Annotated in this window: 29 protein-coding genes; 12 read left to right on the top strand and 17 right to left on the bottom strand. The window is 38.6% G+C overall.

Features of this window, described 5'->3' with window-relative positions:
* The first annotated feature begins 112 nt into the window (after window positions 1-112).
* From ASE74_RS06115 to ASE74_RS06105, 3 genes are all read left to right on the top strand, one after another.
* Window positions 113-403, top strand: a complete 291-nt coding sequence (locus ASE74_RS06115) for a hypothetical protein (protein ID WP_055906590.1) — start codon at window positions 113-115, stop codon at window positions 401-403.
* 148 nt (window positions 404-551) lie between these two features.
* Window positions 552-740, top strand: a complete 189-nt coding sequence (locus tag ASE74_RS06110; RefSeq protein ID WP_055906587.1) for a cold-shock protein — start codon at window positions 552-554, stop codon at window positions 738-740.
* Window positions 741-986: 246 nt separating this feature from the next.
* Window positions 987-1,658, top strand: coding sequence for a hypothetical protein (locus tag ASE74_RS06105; protein ID WP_157255357.1), 672 nt, complete (start codon window positions 987-989; stop codon window positions 1,656-1,658).
* Window position 1,659: 1 nt separating this feature from the next.
* Here the strand turns inward: ASE74_RS06105 and ASE74_RS06100 are convergent, their stop codons facing one another.
* From ASE74_RS06100 to ASE74_RS06055, 10 genes are all read right to left on the bottom strand, one after another.
* The gene (locus ASE74_RS06100; protein WP_055905710.1) at window positions 1,660-2,001 is read right to left on the bottom strand and encodes a hypothetical protein; all 342 of its coding nucleotides are present in this window, start codon (window positions 1,999-2,001) and stop codon (window positions 1,660-1,662) included.
* 1,465 nt (window positions 2,002-3,466) lie between these two features.
* A complete protein-coding gene (gene moaCB, locus ASE74_RS06095) occupies window positions 3,467-4,375 on the bottom strand; it encodes a bifunctional molybdenum cofactor biosynthesis protein MoaC/MoaB (RefSeq protein WP_055905707.1) in 909 nt (302 codons plus the stop codon).
* A 1-nt stretch (window position 4,376) separates the two neighbouring features.
* A complete protein-coding gene (locus ASE74_RS06090; protein ID WP_055905704.1) occupies window positions 4,377-4,820 on the bottom strand; it encodes a molybdenum cofactor biosynthesis protein MoaE in 444 nt (147 codons plus the stop codon).
* A 1-nt stretch (window position 4,821) separates the two neighbouring features.
* Entirely contained in the window at window positions 4,822-5,928 is a 1,107-nt protein-coding gene (locus ASE74_RS06085) for a ThiF family adenylyltransferase (RefSeq protein WP_055905701.1), read from the bottom strand.
* A 4-nt stretch (window positions 5,929-5,932) separates the two neighbouring features.
* The gene (locus tag ASE74_RS06080) at window positions 5,933-6,166 is read right to left on the bottom strand and encodes a MoaD/ThiS family protein (RefSeq protein WP_055905698.1); all 234 of its coding nucleotides are present in this window, start codon (window positions 6,164-6,166) and stop codon (window positions 5,933-5,935) included.
* A gap of 112 nt (window positions 6,167-6,278) precedes the next feature.
* Window positions 6,279-7,457, bottom strand: a complete 1,179-nt coding sequence (glp, locus tag ASE74_RS06075; RefSeq protein WP_055905695.1) for a gephyrin-like molybdotransferase Glp — start codon at window positions 7,455-7,457, stop codon at window positions 6,279-6,281.
* Window positions 7,458-7,464: 7 nt separating this feature from the next.
* Window positions 7,465-8,445 (bottom strand): GTP 3',8-cyclase MoaA, encoded by a 981-nt coding sequence (moaA, locus tag ASE74_RS06070; RefSeq protein ID WP_055905693.1) that lies wholly within the window; start codon window positions 8,443-8,445, stop codon window positions 7,465-7,467.
* Window positions 8,442-9,035, bottom strand: coding sequence for an NTP transferase domain-containing protein (locus tag ASE74_RS06065; protein ID WP_055905690.1), 594 nt, complete (start codon window positions 9,033-9,035; stop codon window positions 8,442-8,444). Before ASE74_RS06065 ends, moaA begins: the two co-directional genes overlap by 4 nt.
* Window positions 9,036-10,151 (bottom strand): XdhC family protein, encoded by a 1,116-nt coding sequence (locus ASE74_RS06060; RefSeq protein WP_055905687.1) that lies wholly within the window; start codon window positions 10,149-10,151, stop codon window positions 9,036-9,038.
* A 405-nt stretch (window positions 10,152-10,556) separates the two neighbouring features.
* Complete coding sequence (locus ASE74_RS06055; RefSeq protein ID WP_055905684.1) at window positions 10,557-10,787, bottom strand: hypothetical protein; 231 nt, start codon at window positions 10,785-10,787, stop codon at window positions 10,557-10,559.
* 157 nt (window positions 10,788-10,944) lie between these two features.
* Between ASE74_RS06055 and ASE74_RS06050 the strand changes: the two genes are divergently transcribed.
* From ASE74_RS06050 to msrA, 3 genes are all read left to right on the top strand, one after another.
* Window positions 10,945-11,127: a twin-arginine translocase TatA/TatE family subunit gene (locus ASE74_RS06050; protein WP_055905682.1), complete on the top strand. Its 183-nt coding sequence runs from the start codon at window positions 10,945-10,947 to the stop codon at window positions 11,125-11,127.
* An 89-nt stretch (window positions 11,128-11,216) separates the two neighbouring features.
* Complete coding sequence (gene msrB / locus ASE74_RS06045; protein WP_082458667.1) at window positions 11,217-11,714, top strand: peptide-methionine (R)-S-oxide reductase MsrB; 498 nt, start codon at window positions 11,217-11,219, stop codon at window positions 11,712-11,714.
* Window positions 11,715-11,720: 6 nt separating this feature from the next.
* On the top strand, window positions 11,721-12,380 hold the full coding sequence (gene msrA / locus ASE74_RS06040; protein ID WP_235526016.1) for a peptide-methionine (S)-S-oxide reductase MsrA: 660 nt from the start codon (window positions 11,721-11,723) through the stop codon (window positions 12,378-12,380).
* Between the two features lie 4 nt (window positions 12,381-12,384).
* Here msrA and ASE74_RS06035 read toward each other — a convergent pair whose 3' ends face one another.
* From ASE74_RS06035 to ASE74_RS06025, 3 genes are read right to left on the bottom strand one after another with little or no spacing between them, the layout of a single operon-like run.
* Window positions 12,385-13,176 (bottom strand): molybdopterin-dependent oxidoreductase, encoded by a 792-nt coding sequence (locus ASE74_RS06035; RefSeq protein WP_055905671.1) that lies wholly within the window; start codon window positions 13,174-13,176, stop codon window positions 12,385-12,387.
* Window positions 13,160-13,879: a cytochrome b/b6 domain-containing protein gene (locus ASE74_RS06030; protein WP_055905668.1), complete on the bottom strand. Its 720-nt coding sequence runs from the start codon at window positions 13,877-13,879 to the stop codon at window positions 13,160-13,162. Before ASE74_RS06030 ends, ASE74_RS06035 begins: the two co-directional genes overlap by 17 nt.
* A 36-nt stretch (window positions 13,880-13,915) precedes the next feature.
* A complete protein-coding gene (locus ASE74_RS06025) occupies window positions 13,916-14,701 on the bottom strand; it encodes a thioredoxin family protein (protein ID WP_055905665.1) in 786 nt (261 codons plus the stop codon).
* Window positions 14,702-14,830: 129 nt separating this feature from the next.
* Between ASE74_RS06025 and ASE74_RS06020 the strand changes: the two genes are divergently transcribed.
* Genes ASE74_RS06020 through ASE74_RS06005 form a run of 4 tightly spaced genes read left to right on the top strand, consistent with a single transcriptional unit; the run spans window position 14,831 to window position 16,647 of the window.
* Entirely contained in the window at window positions 14,831-15,430 is a 600-nt protein-coding gene (locus ASE74_RS06020) for a sigma-70 family RNA polymerase sigma factor (RefSeq protein WP_055905661.1), read from the top strand.
* A 1-nt stretch (window position 15,431) separates the two neighbouring features.
* A complete protein-coding gene (locus ASE74_RS06015) occupies window positions 15,432-15,698 on the top strand; it encodes a zf-HC2 domain-containing protein (protein ID WP_055905658.1) in 267 nt (88 codons plus the stop codon).
* Window positions 15,699-15,756: 58 nt separating this feature from the next.
* Window positions 15,757-16,011 (top strand): hypothetical protein, encoded by a 255-nt coding sequence (locus ASE74_RS06010; protein WP_055905655.1) that lies wholly within the window; start codon window positions 15,757-15,759, stop codon window positions 16,009-16,011.
* A gap of 54 nt (window positions 16,012-16,065) precedes the next feature.
* The gene (locus ASE74_RS06005) at window positions 16,066-16,647 is read left to right on the top strand and encodes a peroxiredoxin-like family protein (protein ID WP_055905652.1); all 582 of its coding nucleotides are present in this window, start codon (window positions 16,066-16,068) and stop codon (window positions 16,645-16,647) included.
* A 396-nt stretch (window positions 16,648-17,043) separates the two neighbouring features.
* On the opposite strand, the gene ASE74_RS06000 is transcribed toward ASE74_RS06005, so the two are convergent.
* Window positions 17,044-18,786: an ABC transporter ATP-binding protein gene (locus ASE74_RS06000; RefSeq protein ID WP_055905648.1), complete on the bottom strand. Its 1,743-nt coding sequence runs from the start codon at window positions 18,784-18,786 to the stop codon at window positions 17,044-17,046.
* A gap of 332 nt (window positions 18,787-19,118) precedes the next feature.
* On the opposite strand from ASE74_RS06000, the gene ASE74_RS05995 reads away from it, so the two are divergent.
* Window positions 19,119-21,263 carry a hypothetical protein gene (locus ASE74_RS05995; protein ID WP_055905646.1) on the top strand — a complete coding sequence of 715 codons (2,145 nt, stop codon included), beginning with the start codon at window positions 19,119-19,121 and terminating at the stop codon, window positions 21,261-21,263.
* Between the two features lie 450 nt (window positions 21,264-21,713).
* Here ASE74_RS05995 and ASE74_RS05990 read toward each other — a convergent pair whose 3' ends face one another.
* Both ASE74_RS05990 and ASE74_RS05985 read right to left on the bottom strand, forming a co-directional pair.
* Window positions 21,714-22,685 (bottom strand): Gfo/Idh/MocA family protein, encoded by a 972-nt coding sequence (locus ASE74_RS05990; RefSeq protein WP_055905643.1) that lies wholly within the window; start codon window positions 22,683-22,685, stop codon window positions 21,714-21,716.
* Between the two features lie 224 nt (window positions 22,686-22,909).
* A complete protein-coding gene (locus ASE74_RS05985) occupies window positions 22,910-23,269 on the bottom strand; it encodes a helix-turn-helix domain-containing protein (RefSeq protein WP_055905641.1) in 360 nt (119 codons plus the stop codon).
* 79 nt (window positions 23,270-23,348) lie between these two features.
* On the opposite strand from ASE74_RS05985, the gene ASE74_RS05980 reads away from it, so the two are divergent.
* Window positions 23,349-24,233, top strand: a complete 885-nt coding sequence (locus tag ASE74_RS05980) for an NAD(P)H-binding protein (protein ID WP_055905638.1) — start codon at window positions 23,349-23,351, stop codon at window positions 24,231-24,233.
* A 55-nt stretch (window positions 24,234-24,288) separates the two neighbouring features.
* Here ASE74_RS05980 and ASE74_RS05975 read toward each other — a convergent pair whose 3' ends face one another.
* Window positions 24,289-25,899, bottom strand: a complete 1,611-nt coding sequence (locus tag ASE74_RS05975; RefSeq protein WP_055905635.1) for a family 43 glycosylhydrolase — start codon at window positions 25,897-25,899, stop codon at window positions 24,289-24,291.
* Window positions 25,900-25,949 lie beyond the last annotated feature (50 nt).

Genomic DNA, 25,949 nt, shown 5'->3' with positions numbered 1-25,949 from the left:
ACTGCAGTGTGATATAATATGTAATGTTAAATAATTGTATATCTACTGTTACAATTAACCTTATTCATTATAATTGGTTAAATTAGCATACATTAAAAATACTGATAAGCTTATGGAAAATCTAAAAGAAGAAACCAAAATCAAAGCTTTCCTCAGCAAAATTAAAGCAGAGTGGCCCGGAGTTGTAGAGCGCTTTGAGTTTAAAACAGGCAATGTAATCTACGTTCATTTAAAAGAAGGCATTTCGAGTATCGATTTTCTTGGTAAACTTTCAAGGCAGGTAGAACGTTTTGTAGATTTCAGTATGCCGATCATTTTGTATCATATTGAAAGTGACGGTATGAATTTAAGATCACATCCCATCAATTGGTATTCTTCAATCACCCAGAGAAAATCTATCTAACTTTTTAACCGTACTCATACGGTAAAATGGCAAACAATCTTTACAGTTGTAAATATTTTGTGCATAAACTTCAATTTTGTTTGCCAGTAATTTTGGTTTTTGGGTTTTAATCCTATTTTTGATTTTTAATTTAAAAACATCCAGTATAATGAAAAACGGAACAGTAAAATTTTTTAACTCAGAAAAAGGCTTTGGCTTTATTAAAGAAGACAGCGGATCTGAGATTTTTGTGCATGCATCAGGCCTGATTGATGAAATCAGAGAGAATGATACAGTTGAATACGAAGTTCAAGAAGGCAAAAAAGGCCTTAATGCAGTGAAAGTAAGAGTTGTTTAATTCTTCCCTAAAAAGATTTTGAGCAGGATTTAGTCCTGCTTTTTTTTTGCACAGTAATTTGCTTTTAATTGTTCGCAACGCAAATCTAATTTACTAAATAAAAAAGTTGAAAAAATTTCTTTCTCATTTCTAGTCAATTACCGACTTAATCAGTCTTGATGCTACTTCCTGTAGTTGTTTTCTGGATTGGATTTTTATTTTTGCTCTTGTCGATACATTCGGCCGGAACCAAACAGACTAATATTTTTGCAACTTTCTATTTTTTCAATTCAGGAACCTGTTTTAAATAACAAACCTATTGATCGTGGTACTTTTATGGCTGCGGCACAGTTTGTAACTGCACTCAATTTTGCCGGTGAATTTGAGCTTTTAAGTTTATCTGCTATGAATAATCAACAAGGTAATGCTAAAAAAGGCGGACTGGTATTTGTACGCAACGGCACATTAAAAATGCATCCCGAAATTTACGATCATTTAGCGTTAATATCAATTTCTTCCATTTGTGCAGGTAGCGTGTATTTTCATGGTCGCGATAAAATTGCCGCCGGAATTGCAAACCTCCCTTACAGCGATGGCCTTTTAAACCTCGAGGGGGCAGAAGAAGATTATATGGCTTTTAAACGATTGTGTAGTCCTGTTTCGCGGTTCTTTTTGTTGCAGGCTAAAAAAGTGCAATGGTCTGCAATCCTCTCTGCCTTTAGGTTTTTAATGGTAGATGGCATTTGGGATGTGGTTAATTTTGTTGCCCATGCCATTAATCAGGCTGATGCGGATGTTTTGGCCTGTGCGCAGCTTTTAGAAAATATGCAAAAGCAAGATTGGTATCCTCGTTTTTGTATGTCAGTTAAAGATTATTACGCTTCAAGGTATCCCTTAAGTAAAATCAGATTGGAAGCTGAGCTGCCAGAAATGGCCTGAGTTATTTCAGGTAATTTTCCAATAAAGCACTAATATCCTCCCCAATTGCCCTATTGCCCATGTTATTAAGCTTTTGTTGAGAAGAATTGTGCTTTTCGATATACGTAGCCTCAGTTTTATTAAATTTTAAATACCCTTGCTCAAAATAACGTTCTTCAATTTCGTTTGAAGAATCCATCGATCTAAACCATAATTTAATTAAAGAGCCTGTAATTTTATCAAAATAAAGCCAATGAAAAGTTGCTTCAGCATCTGCATTAGCGGGCAGATCCAAACGCTTAATTTCTAATATAACGGTATCTGTATTTTGGAAAAAGTATAAAATCTTATATTTAGAGGACATGCCGCAAAAATAGGACTTAATTTTTGATCAGAGAAGAGATTTTTACTGTTTAAATTTAATATTTCTGATCTTTGATTTATATCAACAATTGTATCGCTCAATTATTATTTCAAGGCTCAACATGATGATCCTAATAGGTTATTGTTAGATGCTATTAGGTTTTAAGTTGATGCTATTAGCTTGTTATTTGAACCTAATAGGTTCTGCTTTGAAGCTTTTAGCTTGTTATTTGATGCCAATAGAATTAGAGATGATTTTTGCTACGGAAACACAGAAAGCACTGTAAACTACATCGTCCTCGTTTGTAACGAGGATGTACGAATAAAGCGATTTAATCGCTCTTAAAGGAATTATTTTCGCATTGCAAATGCGTACCTCAAAAATCCTCGTTACAAACGAGGACTATTTAAGCATTTTAAACATCGTTTATGGGGCTTCAACTACGCTCAGACTTACAACAATAGTAGCGCAGTCGTCATTGCGAGAAGGCTTTTTCAGCCGACGAAGCAATCTTTGTGGCAAGAACCATTAGCATGAAAAATTGCTTCGTAGTCCTCCTCGCAATAACGATTCAGATATGGTCAGGATTTAAATTTTATTAATATTTCTCACACTACATCGTCCTCGTTTGTAACGAGGATGTACGAATAAAGCGATTTAATCGCTCTAAAGGAATTATTTTCGCATTGCAAATGCGTACCTCAAAAATCCTCGTTACAAACGAGGACTATTTAAGAATTTTAAACATCGTTTATGGGGCTTCAACTACGCTCAGACTCACAACAATAGTAGTGAGGTCGTCATTGCGAGAAGGCTTTTTCAGCCGACGAAGCAATCTTTGTGGCAAGAACCACTAGCAATGAAAGATTGCTTCGTAGTTCCTCCTCTCAATAACGATTTTAGATGTTGGTCAGGATTTAAATTTTATTAATATTTCTCACACTACATCGTCCTCGTTTGTAACGAGGATGTACGAGTAAAGCGATTTAATCGCTCTTAAAGGAATTATTTTCGCATTGCAAATGCGTACCTCAAAAATCCTCGTTACAAACGAGGACTATTTAAGCTTCAACTACGCTCAGACTTACAACAATAGTAGCGCGGTCGTCATTGCGAGAAGGCTTTTTCAGCCGACGAAGCAATCTTTGTGGCAAGAACCACTAGCATGAAAAATTGCTTCGTAGTTCTTCCTCTCAATAACGATTTCAGATGTGGTCAGGATTTAAATTCCATTAATGTTTCTCACTCTTAACCATCCCACTACATCGTCCTCGTTTGTAACGAGGATGTACGAGTAAAGCGATTTTATCGCTCTTAAACAACTAAAGGTAGCGAGGTCGTCATTGCGAGAAGGCTTTTTCAGCCGACGAAGCAATCTTTGTGGCAAGAACCATTAGCATGAAAAATTGCTTCGTAGTTCCTCCTCGCAATAACGATTTCAGATGTGGTCAGGATTTAAATTCCATTAATGTTTCTCACCCTTAACCACCTTAAATAAATGTAAAACCTGCGGAAACAGGGCATCCATACTTTCTTCAACACCGCTTTTAGAACCTGGAAAGGTAAGTACCAACGTTTCTCCCCTAAAACCTGCCACACCACGCGAAAGCATGGCATAAGGCATACGCTCCTGGCCATAACTGCGGGCAGTTTCCATAATCCCTTCAATATTCCGGTCTAGTAAAGGTGAAATGGCTTCTGGTGTAACATCGCGTGGCGAAAGTCCGGTTCCTCCAGTAAAAATCACAAGTTGGTAACCGCTATTGCTTAATTCAAGCGCTTTATCCCTAATGATATTTACCTCATCAGGTACAATTTCGTATTTTTCTACATCAATTTCCCATTGCCTTAAACGCGAAATAATTGCTTTACCAGAACTATCCTGTGCTTTGTTTTCAAAAACAGAATCCGAACATACCACCACAGCAGCTTTTATTTCGGGGAACCGGGCATTTTTAAGGTCTGATTTTCCGCCTGATTTTTTTAAAAGTCTGATATTTTCAATCTCTACGCCTTTATCAATCGGCTTTAGCATATCATACATGGTTAAAGCCGTTACCGATGCGCCGTGCATGGCTTCAACTTCTACACCAGTTTTGTATATGGTATGTACTTCTACAGTGATAATAATGGTTAAACCAGTAATTTCGTAGGTAATAGCGGTATATTCTATAGGGAGCGGGTGGCAATCCGGAATCACATCGCTGGTTTTTTTTACTCCGAATAATCCGGCTGCACGGGCAAATTCAAATACATCACCTTTTGGTATTTTACGTTGTTCAATGGCATCAATAGTTTCCTGTTTCGATACTTTAACAGTAGCGGTTGCAACGGCAATCCTTAAAGTGTTGGATTTTTTTGTAATGTTTACCATGTTACGTATTTTCTTTCCATTGGTGTGTTTCGTCTTCGAATATTTCTTTTCCCCAAATTGGTAATTCTGCTTTTAAGCGGTCTACCACTTCGCTGCAAGCGGCTATTGCAGGTTTGCGGTGTGCCGATGAAGTAAAAACAAAAAGGCATATTTCGCCAGTCTTAACCTTACCCAGGCTATGGTAAATGTGCATGCAGTTAAGGGGATATTTCTCAAAAATATCTGCTCTGATCTGGTGCATTTTTTCAAGGGCAAGATCTTCATAAGCGGTGTAATCAATCGCAGCTACAAATTTGCCTTCAATTTCATCTTTCCTCACCTGACCCATAAAAATACTATGACCGCCAATAGCGGTTTTGTTGCTGTGTTTGGCTATGCTATCGGCTATAAAATCAGGCTCGATCCGACCGTTTACAAATATATTTTTTATCTTTTTTTCGCTCATGTTACGATCTGAGAAAATGATCTCTCCATTTTACAATACCACCTTTTAAACTGTAAATCTTTTTTGCGTCGCCATATTTTTCTTGCATGGCCTCTGCTGCGGCTACGCTTCTAATGCCGTGCTGACAAATTAAAACCACATGTTTCTGATAAAATTCTTTAGTCATAAAAGCACCAAATTCTGACATGGGTACCTGCGTAAAAATCTGTTTATCCAACACTGGTACTTCATGTCGTTCACGTACATCGATTAAAATAACCGATTCCAGCTGTTGGAGTTTAACCAGTTCATTGGCATCAATTTCTATATAACTCTGTGGCTTTTCGTTCGTATCCTGATAATTCATATTTAAAAATTCATCAACAGTTTTGGGTAGGGTATAACCTTCTCCGCGACTGATGCCGATGGTATATTGTTCTTGTGTAAGTAAATTATAACTTAATATTTTGTTGGTGAGGGGTTGCCCAATTCTTGCAATTAATTTGATTGTTTCTGCTGCGGCCATGGTGCCTAAAATGCCTGGTAACACGCCAATAACACCATTTTCAGCACAATTTGGTATTTCTCCCTTATCGGGTGGAATGGGGAAAAGATCGCGGTAATTGGTGCTGGGCATTAAATGATCAGGGGTGTTAAATATGGCGAGCTGACCTTCAAACCCTGATACAGCAGCAAAAATCAATGGTTTGTTTAGCAAGGCACAGGCATCGTTTATGAGGTATCTCGATTCAAAATTATCTGTACCATCAAGTATGTAATCGTATCTGGATATGATATCGAGGATATTGTTTTTTTGCAAACGGATGGGATGGCGGATAATCCCGATTTGGGTATTCATCTCCTGAAGGCGTTTTGCCGCAACTTCTACTTTCAGCTTACCAATATCAGCCGTTGTAAACAGAATCTGTCTGTGCAGGTTGGATAAAGCAATCGCATCATCATCAACAATGCCAATGTGGCCAATGCCGGCAGCGGCCAGGTATTGCAGGGCAGGGCAGCCTAAACCACCGGCGCCAATAACGAGTACCTTTGCCCTTAAAAGCAGTTGTTGTGCCTCTTCTCCAAACCCTTTAAGGATAATTTGCCGGTTGTATCGCTCTGCACTCATATTTTTATCCCCCCGAAAAAGGTGGCATTATTGCTATTGTAGCGTTATTGTTGATTGTAGTATTTTCCTGAACAATATTTTTGTTAAGGGCAAGTTTATATTTCATGCTTTTTAAAGCAGGAAACTGATTTTCAAGATACTGTTTAAAAGCATCGGTATCGGCTATGCCATCAACATCAATGTTTTGATTGCTGATAAACTCGGCTATTTTGCCAAAACTGATCATTTCGATTTTCATGCTGCTAATTTACCGTTAAGATGCTGGTTTTGCCCCATCCTGTTTTAAAACTTCTTTTTTGCGAATCATTCATCCCAATCCTCACAGATAACACAAAGTTTGCCATCGTGTTTTAATAAGGGAAAAGCATTACCGTTAGTACATCACCTTTTTCGTAATGTTCTACTTTTTCCTCCAGGCAGATGAGGCAATTGGCTTGCGCAAATGAACTCAACTTGTACGATTCCTGTGCATTTAAAGGCGTAACCTTTCCCTTATCATAACGGCCTTTAAGAAAATGTGCAAGGCCTGCCGGTTTACTGTATGGATGTGTAAGTTCGGCCTCGATTTCCATCAAATTATTTACTTTATTTGAGAGTGATTTGATAGAAGGAAGCACGTAATTATAGTAACAACTGAGTACAGATGAAGGATTACCAGGAAGACCAAAGATTAGTTTTTCTGCTATTGTGCCGAAAAACAATGGTTTGCCAGGTTTTTGCTTCACTTTATGGAAAATTTGTTTGATGCCACACTGTGCTGCTGCTTCGATTACAAAATCATAATCGCCCACACTTACTCCTCCCGTTAGCAATACAACATCATTACCTGCTATTGCCTTTTGAAGTACATTTTTAAGAATTTGCAGGTTATCATCAGCTTCGTAAACAGTAATCTGTTCAATACCTTCGTGTTTTAAAGCAGCCGATAAAGAATAAGAATTAGATTCGTACACTTGCCCAAATCCAAGCATTTTTCCGGGCTGTTGCAGCTCTTTCCCCGTTACAATAATGGCAGCCCTTGGCATTGGGTAAACGCTTAGGTTATTTAAGCCTATGCCAGCCAAAAATCCAATTGCGGCAGCACTCAGCATACTCCCTTTTTCCATAGCCAATGCTCCGGCTTTTATTTCAGAACCTTTATCGCGTACATTTAAACCCAGTTTTAAATTTGAATCTTGTATGGTTATTCTCCCATCTGCACGGATAATTTTCTCCTGCATCACCACAGTATCAGCACCTTTGGGTAATGGGGCCCCTGTAAAAATTCTGCTGGTTTCGCCATTTTGAATGGTGATATCTGTCTCCGTTCCTGCGGCCATTTCGCCGATAAGAACAAGTTCTTTTTCGCGGTCTGCAAATTTAATTGCATAACCATCCATAGAAGATTGACTAAATGCCGGAATATCGTATTGTGCGTAAACATCAGCAGCAAGGATATGCCCTGATGCCTTTGCCAAATCGATTGAAACAGGATTAAGTGCTTTTGTATGTTTAGAAATGAGGTTTTTTGCTTCTTTTACGCTGATCATGAAAATTTTATCCTCCAATGGTAATCATACTCCTGTTTTGAATGGTAGTGGCATCAATTTTTTCGAAATCGCTCACCAATTGCCCCCCTAAGGCTTTCTTTTTGCTCCAAATAGTAGATTGGATTAAGGGTAACACTTCTTCATTGTTGCGCAATGCGGTAAGTAAATCTGTTTCGCTATCAGAAAATAAGCAGTTTTTTAGTTTGCCATCTGCAGTTAAACGCATGCGGTTACAGGTATCGCAAAAAGGATTGGTCATGGTGCTGATAATGGCAAATGAACCTTCGTGACCGGGGATCATGAAACTTTTGGCGGTATCGTGCGGTTCACCCTTAACAGGCAAAACCGTGAAATCTTTTTCTACCACTGCCAGTATTTCATCAAGAGAAAACATTTTGTTGCTCGTCCATTTGTTGCCGCTAAATGGCATAAACTCAATAAACCTGATCTGAATAGGGTTATGTTTGGTCCAACTGATAAAATCGTTTATTTCGTTATCATTAAGGCCTTTCATTACCACCATGTTTACTTTTACTTTGATTTTGTGTTGTAAAAGCAGTTCGATGTTGCTGCGTACCTGATGAAAAACATCTCTTCGGGTAATCATAAAAAACTTTTCGGGTTGCAGCGTATCTAGGCTTATATTTATGGTTTTAATGCCTGCCTCTTTTAGCACAGGGAGCATTTCTGCAATGCGTGTTCCATTTGTGGTAATTACAAGTTCTACAGGAAGTTTACCTAATGCAGCAATAATTTCGGCAGCATCTTTTCTAACCAGTGGTTCGCCTCCGGTAAGCCTTATTTTTTTTACGCCATTGGCTACAAAGATTTCAGCTAGTTTGATAATTTCATCAGTTTGCATAAGTCTTGAAGCAGGGGTAAAGTCGTATTCCTCTTCCGGCATACAATAAAAGCAGCGAAAATTGCAGTTGTCAGTGAGCGATATCCGCAGGTAATCGTGTATTCTTCCAAAAGAATCTGCTATCATTGTTGGCTAATTAAATGGTTATAATCGGTTTCTGTGTCAATATCAATTTCTCCTTCTTCAAAAACTACTGTTTCCACGTCTTGAGGATATTGCTTTAATAAGTTTTTTGCACCTTCATCACCTGTAAGGGATAGAAGTGAATCAAAATAATGTTCTTTAAATAGAACGGGTGTTCCTATCGTTTCGGCATATTTACTGGCAATTATATTTTTACCTGTTTCCTTCTGCTTCTCAATTAAGTTATTAAAGTTACTCATTTTTATAAAAGCCTGGTCGGCAACTGCAATAATGGTACTTTCAATTTCGCTATCATTGTTTATTAATGTCGAAAGTCCGGCAACAATGCTTGTAGCCATTCCTTTTTCCCAACTGTCGTTAACCACAAAAGTAACCTCATCAGTTTGATGGTGTTTGGCAATTTCTTCAGCATTTGCACCTAAAACAACAATAACAGGTTTAAAGTTTGTTTTAAGGGCTTCATCTATTACGGTTTGCAATAGTGTTTTGCCTTTATAATCTAAAAGTTGTTTTGGCCTCCCCATGCGAGAAGAATTACCTGCTGCCAATATAATGATGCCCGTTCTTAACATTTAATTGTTTTTTAATTCGTAAACATGAATGGGATTTTTTTTCTCTTTCAAGAAAGATGCCGAGGCACCGGTAAACACCGATTTAATTTCTGCTAAAATAGAAATGGCAATTTCTTCTGCAGTTTCAGCACCAATATCCAGTCCGATGGGGCCGTGAACACGTGTTTCATTTTCTGGTGTGGCCAAATTCAACTCTTCCAACATTCTGATCAGTTTTTTCTTCGGGCCTAAAGTACCAATATATGGTGCGTTGGTATCCAATAAATATTTTAGCAGCTCAAGATCATAATTGTAATTATGTGTCATCAATACCAAAGCAGTTTGTTCATCTATTTCTACCTGAGCAAGCACATTATCGGGTTTGCTTACTAAAATCCGTGAAGCGTTTACAAAACGTTGAGCAGTAGCATGTGTAGGTCTTCCATCAACAACTGTAACTTCCCAGCCTAAAAGGTAAGCCATTTCGGCCAGTGGCTGTGCATCGTTGCCTGCACCAGCTATAATTAAGGAAATTGGTGGGTGTATAAACTCCAAAAAGGCATCAATTTGCTCATCGCTAATTTTATATACATTAAAAGCAGTTGTTTTATTCGCGAAAACCTTTTCTGTATCCCTAATGAGTTCATCTTTAATTGATGTAGGTATTTTTGATTGTATTGTATGCTGCTTAAATAATAAACTAGTGCCCAATTGAAGTTTATCGGTTAGCGAGAAAAGTGTTGCCAATACGGCACTTTCTCTGGTGCTTTGCAAAGCGATTAATATGGTTATCGGGTTTAGTTCATCTTGATCGATAATAGGCTCGAAAAGAATATGCACAATACCGTTGCAGCCCAACTGAACACCAAATTTGGCATCGTCTTCATCAGTAGTATCATAAGTAATTAGTTTATTTTCTTGCTGTACAATAGCCGAAAGAGCTTTTCTTAGTGCATCACCTTCCAGGCAACCCCCGCTAATGGCACCTGTTAACTGCCCATCTTCGGTAATGAGCATCCTGGCGCCAGGCCTGCGGTAAGATGAACCTTCTACCTTAACTACCGTTGCCAACGCCATTCTTTTCTTCTCCTTGCCCGCCTTATGGTAGGCCTTTATAATATCGGTAATTTCTTTCATTAGGGATAGATCAATAGATGATGCAATTTAATGATAATCTGTTAGAAATGGCAATAATGCCGAAACGGATTAAGTAGCTATAAGCGATCTATATTTTTTTTGATGCGACAATACATGGCATACTCTCGCATTTAATAATTTGTTAGCGTATTTCACTATAGGTATTTAATCAGGAGTGATAACTACTAGAGGTGCATTAAAGAAGATTATCAGCCACTTGAAGAAATTGTAGGTAAATAGTAACGCTATCTGTAATGTTAGGCCTTATACAATTACCGGCCTGCATAGCTGCGAACTTAGTCTCCTAAAATAAAGTATTATCAAATCCTGACAGGATTAAAATCATTAATAAGCGTTATGGCAGGCTCGGAAATAGTTTTTATAGATGAACTTTTTTTAAAATATTTAAAAAGGCTCCGAATGAAAAATTTCGAGATTGATACAGCGCAAACCTATGCTATTAAAAAGTTCGGTAATTTCTTTTGTCCAATCTCTTGGCGAATCTACCCTCAATATTTTATCAGCATCCCACAGATCGATATTCCATTTTATTTCTTTAAAGCGACTGTTTAACAGTGGGCTAATTTCATTTAACTCGCTATCCGTAGATACATTTGTTTTGAAAACGGCAATCATAATGAAAAGTTTTAGGTTTGTTATGAGCAGTAGACGTACAACTTTGAAAATTACTTTAAATAAAAGTGTTTTTTTTTAACTATTTTAAATATTGCTTTTGAAGAACCAAAGCCCTGGTTTATGCGTAAGTGTAACATATCCATAAATTAAAAACGAAATGTTGAATACAACCATCGCTGCCTTGCTTGGAGGCCCTGAAATGATCCTTGTTGGAGTTGCTGTTTTATTATTGTTCGGCGGCAAAAAAATCCCTGAACTAATGAAAGGATTAGGTAAAGGCATAAAAGAATTTAAAGCCGGGCAAGAAGAAGAAAAACCAGAAGTACCAAAACAAGCTTAATAAAGCCGTTCGTAATTCAGATTTTACTGGTATTCAGCATAAGTTTAACCCATTTGTAAGGATTTTCCTTACCATACGACTAACGTAATATGAAAAAGTTAAAATTATTGATGATACCATTTATGGCTCTTGCGTTAAACGCATGTAGCCAGGGCAAGCCTACGGGTACAAAAATGGAAAATAAAACCAGCTTGTATCCAGAAGCTAAACCTGCAGCCGATTGGAAAAAACTCCTTTCGGCCAATGCCTACGAAATTATGGTGAACAGCGGAACAGAAACGCCATATAAAAACCCTTATTGGAACAACCACAAAAAAGGAGTTTATGTGAGCGCGGCTACAGGTAAACCCTTATTTTCTTCAGAAACAAAATTTGAATCGGGAACAGGATGGCCTAGTTTTTTTAAACCAATCGATCCGAAAGCAATTAAAATTGTAACCGACAAATCGGATGGTATGGTAAGGGATGAAGTGGTTGAAGCCAGCACCGGTTTGCATTTAGGGCATGTATTTGATGATGGACCAGCGCCAACGGGTAAAAGATACTGCATGAATTCTTATGCATTAAAGTTTATCCCTTCCAAATAAGCTGCCATGATGAGGAAATACAATACGTGGTTACTTGGACTTGTTTTTCTGAGTGCCTGTGCCAATGGCCAAAACCGTAAAAGTGAAAATGCTTTTGCAAAATTACCAATCGCTAAACCAGATGAAAAAGTTGCCACCTTTGCAGGAGGCTGTTTTTGGGCACTTGCCGAAGGACTTAGCGAACTTAAAGGAGTTAATGAAGTAGTATCAGGTTATGCTGGCGGCACGGTTAAGAACCCTAGTTATGAAGAAGTTTGTAGCGACAATACCGGGCATGCAGAAGCTGTACAGGTATATTACAACCCAAAACTGGTTAGCTATGCTGAACTGGCAGAGTCATTTTTTTATGCACATGATCCAACTACGCTGAACAGGCAAGGGCCTGATGAAGGTGAAGATTACCGTTCCATTGCATTTTACCGCACACCAGAAGAAGAAAAAGAATTAAAAACAGCAATTGCAAAGGTGAATGCAAGTCATCACTATGCCGATCCGATTGTGACGACCGTAACACCGATAAAAATTTTTTATCCGGCAGAAAATTACCATCAGGACTATTTTAAGTTACATCCGGGTAATTCTTATATTCAAGGTGTATCGGCACCAAAAGTGATAAAGCTCAGAAAAAACAGAAGGGCCTATCTAAAACCTGAATATCAAAAGTAAAATTCTATAATCCTGAATAGTAATCGTAACCTTGCTCTGCCCAGTAATCCCTTGGTCTGTTATTGCTAAAACTCATCGTTCCGATTCTTTTCAGGTTTTTTATGCCATACTTAACAGGAACAATCAACCTTAGCGGTGCGCCATGATCGATACTGATCGGTTTACCATTCATTTCATAAGCCAATATTGTTTGCGGGTGCAGGATGCTTTCTCGCTCAAGGCCTACATAATAAGATCCGTTTGGTGTTTCCAATCCCATATATTGTTTTTTGGCTTCTTCTTCAAGCTTAAAATGTGCTAAAAAATCACTGAGTTTTACACCGGCCCAGTGTTGTATCTCATCCCAGCCCTCCACACATTTAAAATCGTAAACAATTTCTGTTTTGGGCAATGCTTTTATTGCCTCCAGGCTGATATACTGGTTAGTTTTGTTTTTAAATTTTACCGTGAGTTTCCAATCATCTGCATCAAAATTTTCATCATCTTCAATACCAATTAAGCTGTTTACCCTTGGCGTTTTAGCGGCATCAGCTACAGGATACGTTTTAACGAGGTGTTTGTTGCTGAAAAAATTGCGGAAAAAGAGTTCTGTTTTATTCAATGCCCTACGCAAAGGAACACGCGTGCCACCAGTAATGCCAGGTGTTTCTTCAGGAGCAGCTAATAGCCATTTCCAGCTGGCAACAGCACCAAGACCCATTGCGCCGAATGCTCCAAATGAGATAAAGGTACGTCTTTTGATCTTCTGCTCAACCGTTAATGGAGCCTTAACTTTCTTGTTAGCGTTTGCTTTCATCTTTATTCTCGGTTTTTTCAGTTATTACTGGTTCGTGTTTAAGTTGAGGCTTTTCTTCTATTACTTCAAATCCCGCTATAACAGCCCTAAAGTTGTTCCATCCGGCAAGTGCTACCTGCACAATGTGGATGATAAAGAAAAATACATAGCCGATTGTTAATGCGAAATGCAGAATCCTGGCGAAATGATAACCACCACATAACCAGCAAAGCCAATAAAATTGTACCGGTTTATAAATTGCTAAACCCGTGGCTACTGAACCCATACCCATTAATATAATTAAGGTATAAGCTATGCGCTGTGCGGCATTGTATTTTTTTTGCGGCGGAACAGTTTTACGGATATGAAGATCGTGAAGTAGTACCTGCCAGGCTTCTTTAAACGTGTGTTTATTGGGTAACAACGCTTTCCAGGCACCCGAAAAAATAGTGTAAAGGATGTAAAGTAAACCATTTATAAAAAAGAACCACATGAAGAGAAAATGGAAAGCCATTCCTTCGGCTAACCGACTCGAAATGTGAAAATAATCGTAAAACCACTCAGGGAAAAATTTAATTAAACTGTAGCCAAAAATTGAAATGCCATATGCATCATTGGCCCAATAAATAAAAAGTCCGCTCCAGATCATCACTGCCAGAACAGGAAAATTAACCCAGTGCGTCCACCGCATTAAAAGCGAGTGTTTTTCTTTAATTACTTTCATGGTGGCAGTTTTTTAGTTGATAAACGCAATAGCCTCTCATTCGGATTTGTTGGTTAATGTGTTGCTATCCAGATATTTTAATCTGGTTGCAGCGGTTATCTTACCTGTTTTATTCTCTTGTAAAAAGGCTATGAGTTCTGTAGGTTGTTGTCCGTTCAATTTATTGATTTGTACAGAGCCGCCACTTTTTCCTCCCAATGCAAAGGTTTCAAACTGAGAAACTATTTGTACATGACTTAGTGTTAGTCCTTTATTTTCGCCTTTTAAAATCCGATTGCTTGCTTTTGCCAACACCAAAGCTACAGCGAGCGAGTAACCGTCGGTTGGTTGATCTGTATTATAATTCAATGTAAGTTTATCTTTGTCACTTTTACTTAGTGCCACCGCCAAATTGCCTGTTGATGGATTTGCCAGGGCGGTTTTAATACTATTGCGAAGGGTATTTTCTTCTGAGCCAATAAATTCTTTACTTCCATTTACCACAACCTGGGGGGTGTACACAGTTTTAAGCTTTAACCAGTTTGCATACTGGTTTTGCCGTGCAGAAAATTTTGAGCTGCTAAAACTATCTTTCCAACCTAGCCTGTCCCAATAATCTACATGAAAAGCCAATAAATACACTGGCTTGTTTTGACTTTCTTTTTCAATCTGTGCTAATAGTGCATCGGCCGGAGGGCAGCTTGAGCAGCCTTCTGAAGTAAAGAGTTCTACAACTGCAAAACCTCCTTTTTCAGGTGAATTCGGATTGTTTTTTTGATCGGCAACAAAGGCAACACCTAGGAAGCCTATTACCAAAAGAGGCAATGCTATTTTTCTGATCATGGTTATTAATTTGAATCTTAGTCGTATTTAATACCAAAGCCTTACAAAAAAATAAAAATAATATGTAAGGATGTTTCCTATCGCCCGACTAACCTATTAAGCACTATATTTATATAAGATACGTAAAAAATGCAAAACGAAACAGACAAAGTCCCTTTACCCAAAAGCAGACATTCAGATCCGCTTAGTTGGGTAGAAAAATATGCCGATTATCTTTATGGATTTGCTATGGCGAGGTTAAGGGATGAAGAGGTAGCCAAAGATTTGGTGCAGGATACCTTTTTGGCTGCTTTGCAGCATTTAGATCGTTTTGAAGGAAATAGCGAGGAGAAAACATGGTTAACAGCAATCCTTAAAAACAAAATTGCTGATTTTTACCGGAAGCAATCCACGGGCAGACTGAGTGATTTAAAAATAACGGATGCCGAAGGGGAGCAGCAGGAATTTTTTGATCCTGAAACAGGGCATTGGACTGAAAGAAACTATCCCAGGGCATTTGGTTTAGAGGTGGATGATCCTTTAGTGATGAAAGAGCTGGGCAGCATTTTAAATGAATGTTTAGCCAAACTTCCGGGCTTATGGTTTTCTGTATTTTCGATGAAACACATGGATGATCTGGCTTCTGAGCTGATTTGTACCGAACTAAAACTCACGGCTGCAAACTTTTGGGTAATTATGCACCGTACAAAACTTAACCTGAGGGCTTGCCTTCAAAAAAACTGGAACTGATATGACGAGCGCGCTAAAAAATATTATTTATAACTGTAAACAGGCTACTTTTTTGATTGAGAAAAGAATTTCAGGCAAAATTACAGCTGCTGAAACACTACAATTGCATGTGCACCTGGCCGGTTGTTCGGTTTGCAAAGTTTATCAAAAACAAAGTATATTGATTAACAGGGTGTTTGCAGGCTTTGAGAACGCTGATTTTAAACTGGACGAAGCCTTTAAAAAGACTTTAACAGAGCAGATCGAAAAAGAAATGAATAAAAATTAATTTTTCTTGTAAGGTAATGGCTATCGCATCGACTAAGGGATAAACAAAACACAAAAACATGAAAAATCAAATTCTAAAATCAGCAGCAAAATTGTTTATGGCCACTCTAGTTGTAACCAGTCTTTCATTACCAGGTTTCGCTTCGGTTAACAGTCCATTACAAGAAAAAATGTCTAAAATGAAACAAGGTAAAATGGACGGCAAGAAAATGGACAGCAAGAAAATGGACAAGATGAAATCCGATTCAATGAAAAAAGCCAAAATGGAAAAATCAAAAATGGCCAAAGGAAAAATGTCGAAAAGTAAAATGTAAAGAAAAAGCAGGCAGGGGGCTTAATCCCCTGCCTTTTATTAAGTAAATATAAAAATGAAAAGAATTGTACTATTTGTTGGCTTAATTGCTGCATTATCCTTTCAGGTAAAGGCTCAAAAGGGTTTGAAAGAAGGGGATAAGGCCCCGATGTTTATGGGTGTTGATCAAAATGGCAAAACGGTAAGTTTAAAAAGTGCATTAAAGGCACATCAATCTGTGGTTTTGTTCTTTTATCGCGGCCAATGGTGCCCATATTGCAATAAGCACATTAAAGAGCTACAGGATTCGTTGAGTTTGTTGAGCAATAAAGATGCTTATGTTATTGGAGTTACACCAGAAACCAAAGAAAACATCAATAAAACAATTAAAAAAACAAGTGCTGGCTTTTCTATCCTCCAGGATAAAAACGATGAAATTATGAAAGCCTACAATGTTAATTTTATGATGGATGAGGCTACCTTTACTAAGTACAAGGGTTACGGGATAGATTTAGATGCCAATAATGGCAACAACCGCCATACTTTACCGGTGCCGGCTACCTATATCATAGACCGCTCCGGAAAAATTAAATATGTTCATTTCGATCCGAATTATCAAAAACGGGCTTCTGTACAACTGTTGCTTTCGAAGCTTTAGGTTTATTTGGTTTAAGACTCTATAGACTTTCGACTCCGCTACCATGGATAGCTTTCAATAAAGCGGTCGTCATTGTTGGTACTAAGCAATCTTAAAGCATACGCTAGTAGCGATCGTTTTAAGATTGCTTTTTAGGCTGAAAAAGCCTTCTCGCAATAACAATACCCATAGGATATCCATTTCCTTAAAATCATGTCACTCATATTGATTTTTTATACCATAAATTACCCCTCAGGATGATAATTACGATGGTTACCCTGAGGGCTGAGGTAAGAAGGAGAAGCGTAAAGGCGTAAAACGGGAGGCCATTAAGGAATTGTATAAAACTTCCGCTCCAAAATAAATCCTTCTCTGCCTTTAGCAACTCTTTATGCGTTTCTTTTAAATCGCTGAAATTTACCTGCGTTCGCCAATTTGCTGCCGCCACATGGAATAATACAAACCTTTTTTCTCCAACAGCTCGTTGTGGCTACCTGTTTCTGATACTTTTCCTTTTTCGAGTACGTAAATCTTATCCGCATGCATAATAGTTGATAGTCGGTGTGCAATAAGAATGGTCATCTGCTCTCTTCTATCTGAAATTTCTCGGATGGTTGCTGATATTTCTTCTTCAGTGAGCGAATCGAGAGCCGAGGTAGCTTCATCGAAAATGAGTAAACGTGGTTTTCTCAATAAAGCCCTTGCAATAGAAATCCGCTGTTTTTCTCCACCTGAAAGTTTCATTCCATTTTCGCCTAATACGGTATCAATACCCTGGGCGGCTTTGGCAATAAGCGCGGTTGCAGATGCTTTTCTTAATGCTTCGATAATATCTTCTTCACTGGCAGTCGGATTTACAAATCGCATGTTATCCCTGATTGATCCGGCGTAAAGCTGTGTATCTTGGGTAACAAAACCAATCTGACGGCGCAAAGGGTTGTAACGGATGCGTTTAGAACTGGTTTCATTGAAAAGTATTTCGCCTTCAACAGGGAGGTAAAGCCCTACTAAAAGTTTTACCAAAGTTGATTTACCCGAACCTGAAGGACCAACAAAAGCGGCTGTTTCACCGTTTTGAATTTCAAAAGAAATATCATCAATTGCATTGTAACCAGCAGTTTTGTGCTTGAAAACAACATTTTTAAATTCCAGTCTTTTTAACGCATCAATTTCTACCGCATTTTCAGGGCGTGTTTCTATTGGCTTTTGCATTAAACTATCAAAGGTTTTAAGCGAAGCATCGGCCTCTCTGTATAGAATAATCATATTGCCAAGATCTTGTAGCGGAGTAAAAATTGCGGTGGAGATAAACTGCATCGCAATTAATTCTCCTGTGCTCAGTATTTTTCGAAAAATAAGCCAGAGCAGAATGAAAAGCACTGATTGTTTTAATAAGTTGAGCAAATTACCCTGGAGAAAGGATAACATGCTTACTTTTTTGGCTTTTAGCATTTCAAGATCGAAAATTTTTAAGGTTTGTACATTTAACCGCCTGATTTCGGCAAAGGTTAAGCCCAAACTTTTTACCAGTTCGATATTGCGCAAACTTTCGGTAATTACACCTGCCTGTTTATCTGCCTGTCGGTTTATAGAACGTTGAATGGCTTTTATTTTTTTAGAAAGTAACCCGGTTAAAGAGCCCAATACCAATACCCCTACAAAAAATACGGGCACTAAAAGCCAGTTTTTGTTTAAACTATACCACAGTAAAAAACCGATACCAACCAAAGAAGAAAAAAGAATATTGATAAAAGCATTGATGAAACGCTCGGCATCGGTTTTTACCTTTTGTAATACTGAAAGCGTGGTTCCGCTGCGGCTTTCTTCAAATTCCTGAAAGGAGAGGCGCAGGGTTTGTTTCAAGCCATCGTTAAAAATATTCATGCCAAAACGGGCAACAGCTTTACGGGTGGTAAATTCCTGCACCGAGCGGCAAAGCCTGGCCACAAGCGCAATAGCGAGCGCAATAAGCAACCAGTAAAAAACTTCACTAATTAATTTACGTTCGCCCAAATGGTGTTTGTTGGTCGAATAATCGTCGATAATTTTTCCAAAGATAATGGGATCCAGCAGGCTTAAAAGTTGTGCTGCTGCAGCAAGTAAGAGGGAAAAGATAATAAGTTTTTGGTGAGGCTTTAAGTATTTTAAAAGTATTTTCATTTTTAGGAGGAATACAACGGTGGTTGGGCAATTATTAAACGTTAAGGACTTGTAATAGTTTGAAGAAGATTTCACCAGGTTATATGCATCGATGCATGCAGGATACAGCAGGATGGTTAGGCGGCAGTCTTTCTATATATTACTCCTAATTAAACCAGCTGATGGACAACAATTGCAGCAAAATTTAACCAAATATATTTCAGAATTATGAAAAGCATCCACTTTGTTGTATTTAAACATTCTATGCGCTTAAAATTATCGCTTTTGTAATTACAGGCTTGCTAATTAATGGCTTTAACAACCTGGAATAATAATAATTTAGTAATAACGGCATGTTTGTACTCAAAAAACATTTTAATCTATCAATACTATTGGTTGCATTCTTTAGCATTCAAACCGCTTTTGCACAAATCAACAGGGAAGCACTGGTAACACGGCATACCGTGTTAATTAAAAAAATAGATTCCCTTTCTTCCTTATCCGTAGGAAATGGGCGATTTGCTTTTACTGTTGATGCGACAGGACTACAAACTTTTCCGGAGCGTTATGCCAAGGGCGTTCCATTGGGTACGGAGTCGCAATGGGGCTGGGGATCTTACAAAAATGAAGGAAACTTCAACATTAGGGAGGCTTATAAATATTACGATCAATACGGACGTAAAATACCATATACAGTACAATTAAACACGCCGCTTAGGGCTAAGGAAGCCTCCAACTATTTCCGTCAGAATGTGCATCGCCTTCAGTTGGGCAACATTGGTTTCGACCTGGTTAAGAAGAACGGTCAACCGGCTAAAGCAAACGACATTAAAAATATCAATCAAAGTTTAAATCCCTGGACAGGCGAAATTAAAAGCAGCTTTACGCTGGAGGGAGTGCCTGTTGAAGTAATTACAGTTGGGCATCAGGATCTTGATCTCATCAGCGCATCTGTTTCATCACCTCTAATTGGCGCAGGGCGATTAAAAATAAGAATCCGTTATCCCGCATCTACCGGAGAATGGGCTGATGTTGGTAACCATTGGGCAAATGATGATAAACATGTTTCGCAAGTACTGGCACAAAGTACTGATGGAGCAATTATTAAAAGGGATATTGATTCTGCAATTTATTACACATCTTTTTCTTGGAAGGGTAAAGCACAACTGGCCCAAAAACAAGCGCATTATTTTACCATTACACCCAATAAAACTGATCGGGTATTTACTTTTAGCTGCCTTTTCTCTCAACAGAAAAATCGAACAGCAGTTGTTCCTTTTGTACAAGCCCGGCAGAACAGCAGGACTAAATGGAAAGCTTTTTGGTTGAGTGGTGCCGCAGTTGATTTTAGCGGAAGTATTGATAAACGTGCATTTGAACTTGAGAGAAGGATTATCTTATCTGAATACCTTACCAAAATACAATGTTCGGGTGATTTTCCTCCCCAGGAAACGGGTTTAACCTATAACAGTTGGTTTGGTAAACCTCACCTCGAAATGCACTGGTGGCATGGAGTACACTTTGCGCTTTGGGGAAGGCCCGAGCTGTTGAAACGGAGTACTGATTGGTATTTTAAAGCGGCAGCAAATGCCAGGAAAATTGCACACAATCAAGGCTTTGATGGTTTACGCTGGCAAAAAATGACCGATCATAACGGGAAAGAAAGTCCATCTTCCATTGGTGCAATGCTAATCTGGCAACAGCCACACTTCATCACCTTTGCCGAACTGGAATACCGTGCAAAACATGATAAAAAGGTATTGGAGAAATATAAAACCCTGGTATTTGAAACAGCAGATTTTATGGCCTCTTTTGCGCATTATGATGTAGAAAAAGGCTGTTATACACTCGGACCAGGTTTAATTCCTGCACAAGAACGTTTTAAAGCCGAAACAACCTTTAATCCAACTTATGAACTGGCCTACTGGCAATGGGGATTAAAAACCGCACAACAATGGCGCGAACGTTTAGGAATGCCAAGAAACTCAAAATGGGATGATGTAATGGCAAAACTTGCCAAGCTGCCAGTACAAAACGGAGTATACCTGGCAGCCGAAAGTGCGCCTGATTCTTATACCAATCCCGAATATAAAACAGATCATCCATCCGTATTAGGCACCTTTGGCATGCTACCCGAAACCGATCTGCTTGATAAAGTAACCATGCGTAAAACCTTCGATTTGGTTTGGACAGACTGGAGTTGGAATGATACCTGGGGTTGGGATTTCCCGATGACAGCCATGACGGCCACACGATTAGGCATGCCCGATAAAGCAATTGATGCCTTGATGATGCCTGTACAAACCAATACTTATCTTATAAATGGCCACAACTTTCAGGATGATCGCCTGCGCATCTATTTACCAGGGAACGGTGGTTTACTTACTGCTATAGCTTTAATGTGTGCCGGCTGGGATGGTAATACTACAGCCAATCCAGGCTTCCCGAAAGATGGAACATGGAAGGTGAAATGGGAAGGCTTTAAGAAGATGATGTAAGGAGATAGTTGGTCTGGAAACTTACATCATTCTCGCGCAGGCGGGAATCTTAATGCGGAATTACCTGCAAAGCATTACGATTCCCAATCAGGTTGGGAATGACGATGGCGTTTAGTTCCCTCTTATGTCATTATCGAGCAGGCGGAAATCTTAATGCGGAATTACCTGCTACGGTATTACGATTCCCAATCGAGTTGGGATTGACGATGGCGTTTAGTTCCCTCTTACGTCATTCTCGCGCAGGCGGGAATCTTAATCCGGAAATTACATGCTACGGTATTACGATTCCCAATCGATTTGGGAAATGACGATGGAGTTTAGTTCCTTCTTACGTCATTCTCGCGCAGGCGGGAATCTTAATGCGGATTACCTGCCAAGGCATTTGGATTACCAATTGAGTTATGAATGACGATGGCGTTTTGGTTAAAATAATCCTTCGTTAAAATATTCTTACTTTCTGGTAAAATCATCCATTAACTTCATGGTAATCAGTGCATCTTCGCCACTGCAAGGATTTTCTCCTTTGTTAAAAAAATAATCAACCACTTTTTCGATCATCGGCTGTTGTACATGTTGCAAAGGTTCAAAAGTGAACTCCTCTGTACAATCAGTAGTGACGATAACTTTATTGCCAAACATTGGGAAACTAATACGCCCTTTTGATCCATAAATTTCACAACTATCAGCTTGATCTGCAGGCGCAACAGAGAAACACCAGGTACCACTAAAAACAATTCCATTTTCGAAAAGAATATTACCTGCAACGAGGTCATCAACCTCCGTATTTTGCTGCTGTTTAGTGGCAATGCCGACAGCATTTTTAACTGCGCCGAAATAATAAGTCATTAAATCTAACTGGTGCGGGGCCAGATCATGGAATAAACCTCCCCCTGAAATTGCCGGATTGATCCGCCAATTATCTTCCGTTTTAGCAATAAGGGCAGGGTTAGGCGGCTGAAGCATTTTTAACCTGACCAGGCGGACATCTCCAATGCTATTTGCATTTAGCAAAGCTTTAACTTTTAAAAACATTGGTTGTGCACGGCGATAATGGGCCACACAAAGTTTCACTTTCAGCTGGTTGGCTGCATCTGTCATACACTGCGCCGAAGCAGCATCCAAAGTCATTGGTTTTTCTACATATACAGGTTTGCCAGCTTTTAAGGCTGCAATGGTGTAAGCTTCGTGCTGTAATGGGGGTGTGGCAATATAAACGGCATTTACTTCAGGGTCGTTTATTAAATCGGAAGCATCATCATACCATTTAGCAACTTTATGGCGACTGGCATAATCGGCGGCTTTAGCACCATCCCGTCGCATTACTGCTACCAGTTTAGAATTGGCCACTTTGCTAAATGCAGGGCCGCTTTTTACTTCCGTTACATCGCCACAGCCAATAATGCCCCATTTAATTTCTTCCATTTTTTACCTGTTATAAAAGCTTTGAATTTAGAAAATATTGTTTGAAATATGATTTAGAAAGTTTTATAAAAAAGAAAAGGGATTCAATTGAGATTGATCCCTAATCAACTAACCAAACAAATGAATTCCGGAAACCACGCCGGAATTACCTATTAAACGATAGGACATAAATATTGTTTGGCAGGATAATCAGTATTTTGAAAAAATATTTAATTACTAAAATCTCAATCCATTTTAAAATCCTGCGCAAATGCCCATGTTACCATAGCATCAAGTACTGGCCATAACTGTTCGCCTTCATTACTAAGGGTATAGGTTACGAAAGGAGGCACTACATTTTGTGCTTCACGGATCACCAGGTTATCTTCCTGCATTTGTTTTAGGTGTTGAATCAACATTTTCTCGGTAATGGCTGGAATCAGCTTTTTCAGTTCGCTATATCTTTTGGTGCCGCTTAAAAGGTGAAATAATATAATCGGTTTCCAATGACCGCCAATTTTGCTCATTACAAAACTTACCGGACAGGATGCTTTGCTAATTTTTTTGTTGGCGTTTAATGTCGAATTTTCTTTAATGGCTGTCATGATACATACTTTGGGGTAAGTACTTGTATAAAAGTAAGTACAAATATACCTTTGCTTATACATTAAAACACCATAAATCATGAAAATAATTATAACAGGCTCTCTAGGTAATATTAGCAGGCCATTAGCCACTACATTAATTTCTAAAGGGCAAAAAGTAACCGTAATCAGCAGTAATCCAGAAAAATCTGCTGAGATAACCCAGTTAGGAGCAGAAGCGGCGATAGGATCGGTAAGCGATGAGAATTTTCTTATCGATACTTTTAAGGGAGCGGATTTAGTTTACCTGATGGTTCCACCAGATTTTTCGGTAAATGATTTCCGGGCCTACATTAAAAGTATTGGTCAACACTATGCTAATGCAGTTAAAGCAGCAGGGGTAAATAAAGTAGTTTTATTAAGCAGTATTGGTGCTCATTTAGCTCATGGTACCGGACCGATAGCAGGTTTGCATGATGTGGAGCAGATTTTTAGCGGATTAGAAAATCTTGATGTGTTAACACTTCGTCCCGGATTTTTTTACAATAACTTTTATGCAAACATCGATCTGATTAAACATATGGGCATTATCGGGTCTAATTATGAAGCAGATCAATCTATTGTATTGGTAGATCCAAAAGATATTGCTGCGGCTGCGGCTGAAAAAATAGCAGAGGGTTTTAACGGAAGGAGCATCCTTTATATTGCCAGCGATAAACGTAAACTTAAAGAAGTTGCTTCAGCAATTGGTACAGCCATTGGAAAGGCAGATTTGCCATGGGTAGCTTTTGATGATACACAGGCTTATGACGGAATGGTTGGCGCAGGTTTACCTTCAGAAATTGCTAAAAACTATGTTGAAATGGGAAATGCCATTAGCAGTGGCATATTATGGGAAGATTTTGAAGCTAAAAATATTACCCCCAAAGGAAAAATTAAGTTGGAAGATTTTGCAGCACAATTTGCGCTTGCCTATAATAGCTAAGTAAGTAATTTAAAAATCATCCACCATGCTTTAATTAGTGGATGATTTTTTAATATTAAGGGTTTTTAGTCAACGAGATATCATCTACATTACACATAGCATTGGCCAAACCATCCGCTATAAATCCAATTTCTACACTACCACCTTTAACCCTTATGTTTTCTACACTAAAGTTTTGCCAGGCAGCATTTTCCTTTTTGATAATATAATTAAAAGCTTTTCCATCACTTAAGGCATAGATTTCCAATTGATTAAAACCCTTGCTATTTTTTATTTTTGCACTGAGCGTGTAAATTCCATCTTCCAGTTTAACATAAGGTGAGGAAGTAATATTTTGAAACACTTTACGCTTAAAATTAATCTTATCACTAATGTTCAGGCTTTTTTCGCCGATTACCATTTTTCTGTCGTTTTCAGTATTAAAATAATTTAAAACCGGAGAACTTGTACTGTCAAGTGAGATGGTATTTCCACTTTCTATTGTGGTTAGCCAGCCCGTTAATTGCTCCTGCACTGGTTTAAAAGTACTTGGAATGTGTCGTCTATCGGCTTCAAAACTTCCATTTTTAACATAATTATTGTCTTTACCAACTGTCCATTTCCCACTCATAGCATCCAGGTTCCATGAGCTGAGCGAATTAAAATAAGGAGTATCGCCATCAAAAGAAATCGGGCACCATTGGTTGTAGCCCAAACCATTACCGGCAAAATTAGCCCACCTATCGCCGCAGTAAATTACGGTTTCCTGTTGGTTGCCTTTTACGGTAACAAAAAATCCAGTTTGCGAAACATGCGCATAATCCTGATCAGCGCCTTTCATTACCAGCATTTTATTGGTGGGTAAGTAGGGGCCTTTAATGTGATCGGCTACCAAATAATAAGCATGCGAGGCATCCCATCCATAAATATTGGAGGCGCACATGTAATATTTATTGTTGTATTTAAACATGCAATTTCCTTCTCTGCTTTCGCCAGCAAAAACCTGGGTACAATCTAAAAGGTTTACCTTCCCATCTATTGCGCCAATTTCTGACACATAAATTTTGTTGCGTCCTCTACCGTAAGAATAAATGAGATAGGATTTTCCGCTATCATCATCGGTAAATACAGTTTGATCACCTGTGTTCGATGTTCCGATCATTTTTTCCATGCTAATTTCCTGATGCCATTTAAATGATCCGGCAGGAGAATCAGCAGTTGCAATTAGCACGCGACTGCCATGTTGAACAAACATGGCATATTGTTTTAAAGCTTTAATGTAGGCCACACCTAAGCGGCCAACCCAGGTTTTGCCAGCTTTGTTTACGCTATCTTTTTTTAACACATCCGCTTCGAATGTCCAGTTTACCAAATCTGTTGAGCTATAGCAAGTTACTGATTCAAATGTATTTTTAGGTTGCGTAATAAATGGTGTATTGCGATAAATATCTGCTTCGGCATAATGTACACCGTACCAATAATATTTTTTAATTCCCGTTTTAGGATCTGCAAATTTAAATATCCCACCACCCTGGCTGTAAATAGGTTTACCATCTTTGGTATTCCAGAAAATATCATTTTTAATGTTGGTGGATTGGGCAATTGCCTGATTGCTGATGCACGAAATTATGTTGATTAAGAATAGCGCAGCGAGGTAAAAGGATAATTCAGGGTTTGGTTTTTTCATTCTTTTAAACTTGGGCGTTTAATTTATTTGGTTAATGGTTTTACTGCACA

The organism is Pedobacter sp. Leaf216 (genome assembly GCF_001421515.1).
Taxonomy (GTDB): Bacteria; Bacteroidota; Bacteroidia; order Sphingobacteriales; family Sphingobacteriaceae; genus Pedobacter.
This window is presented reverse-complemented; position numbering and strand designations above follow the sequence as displayed.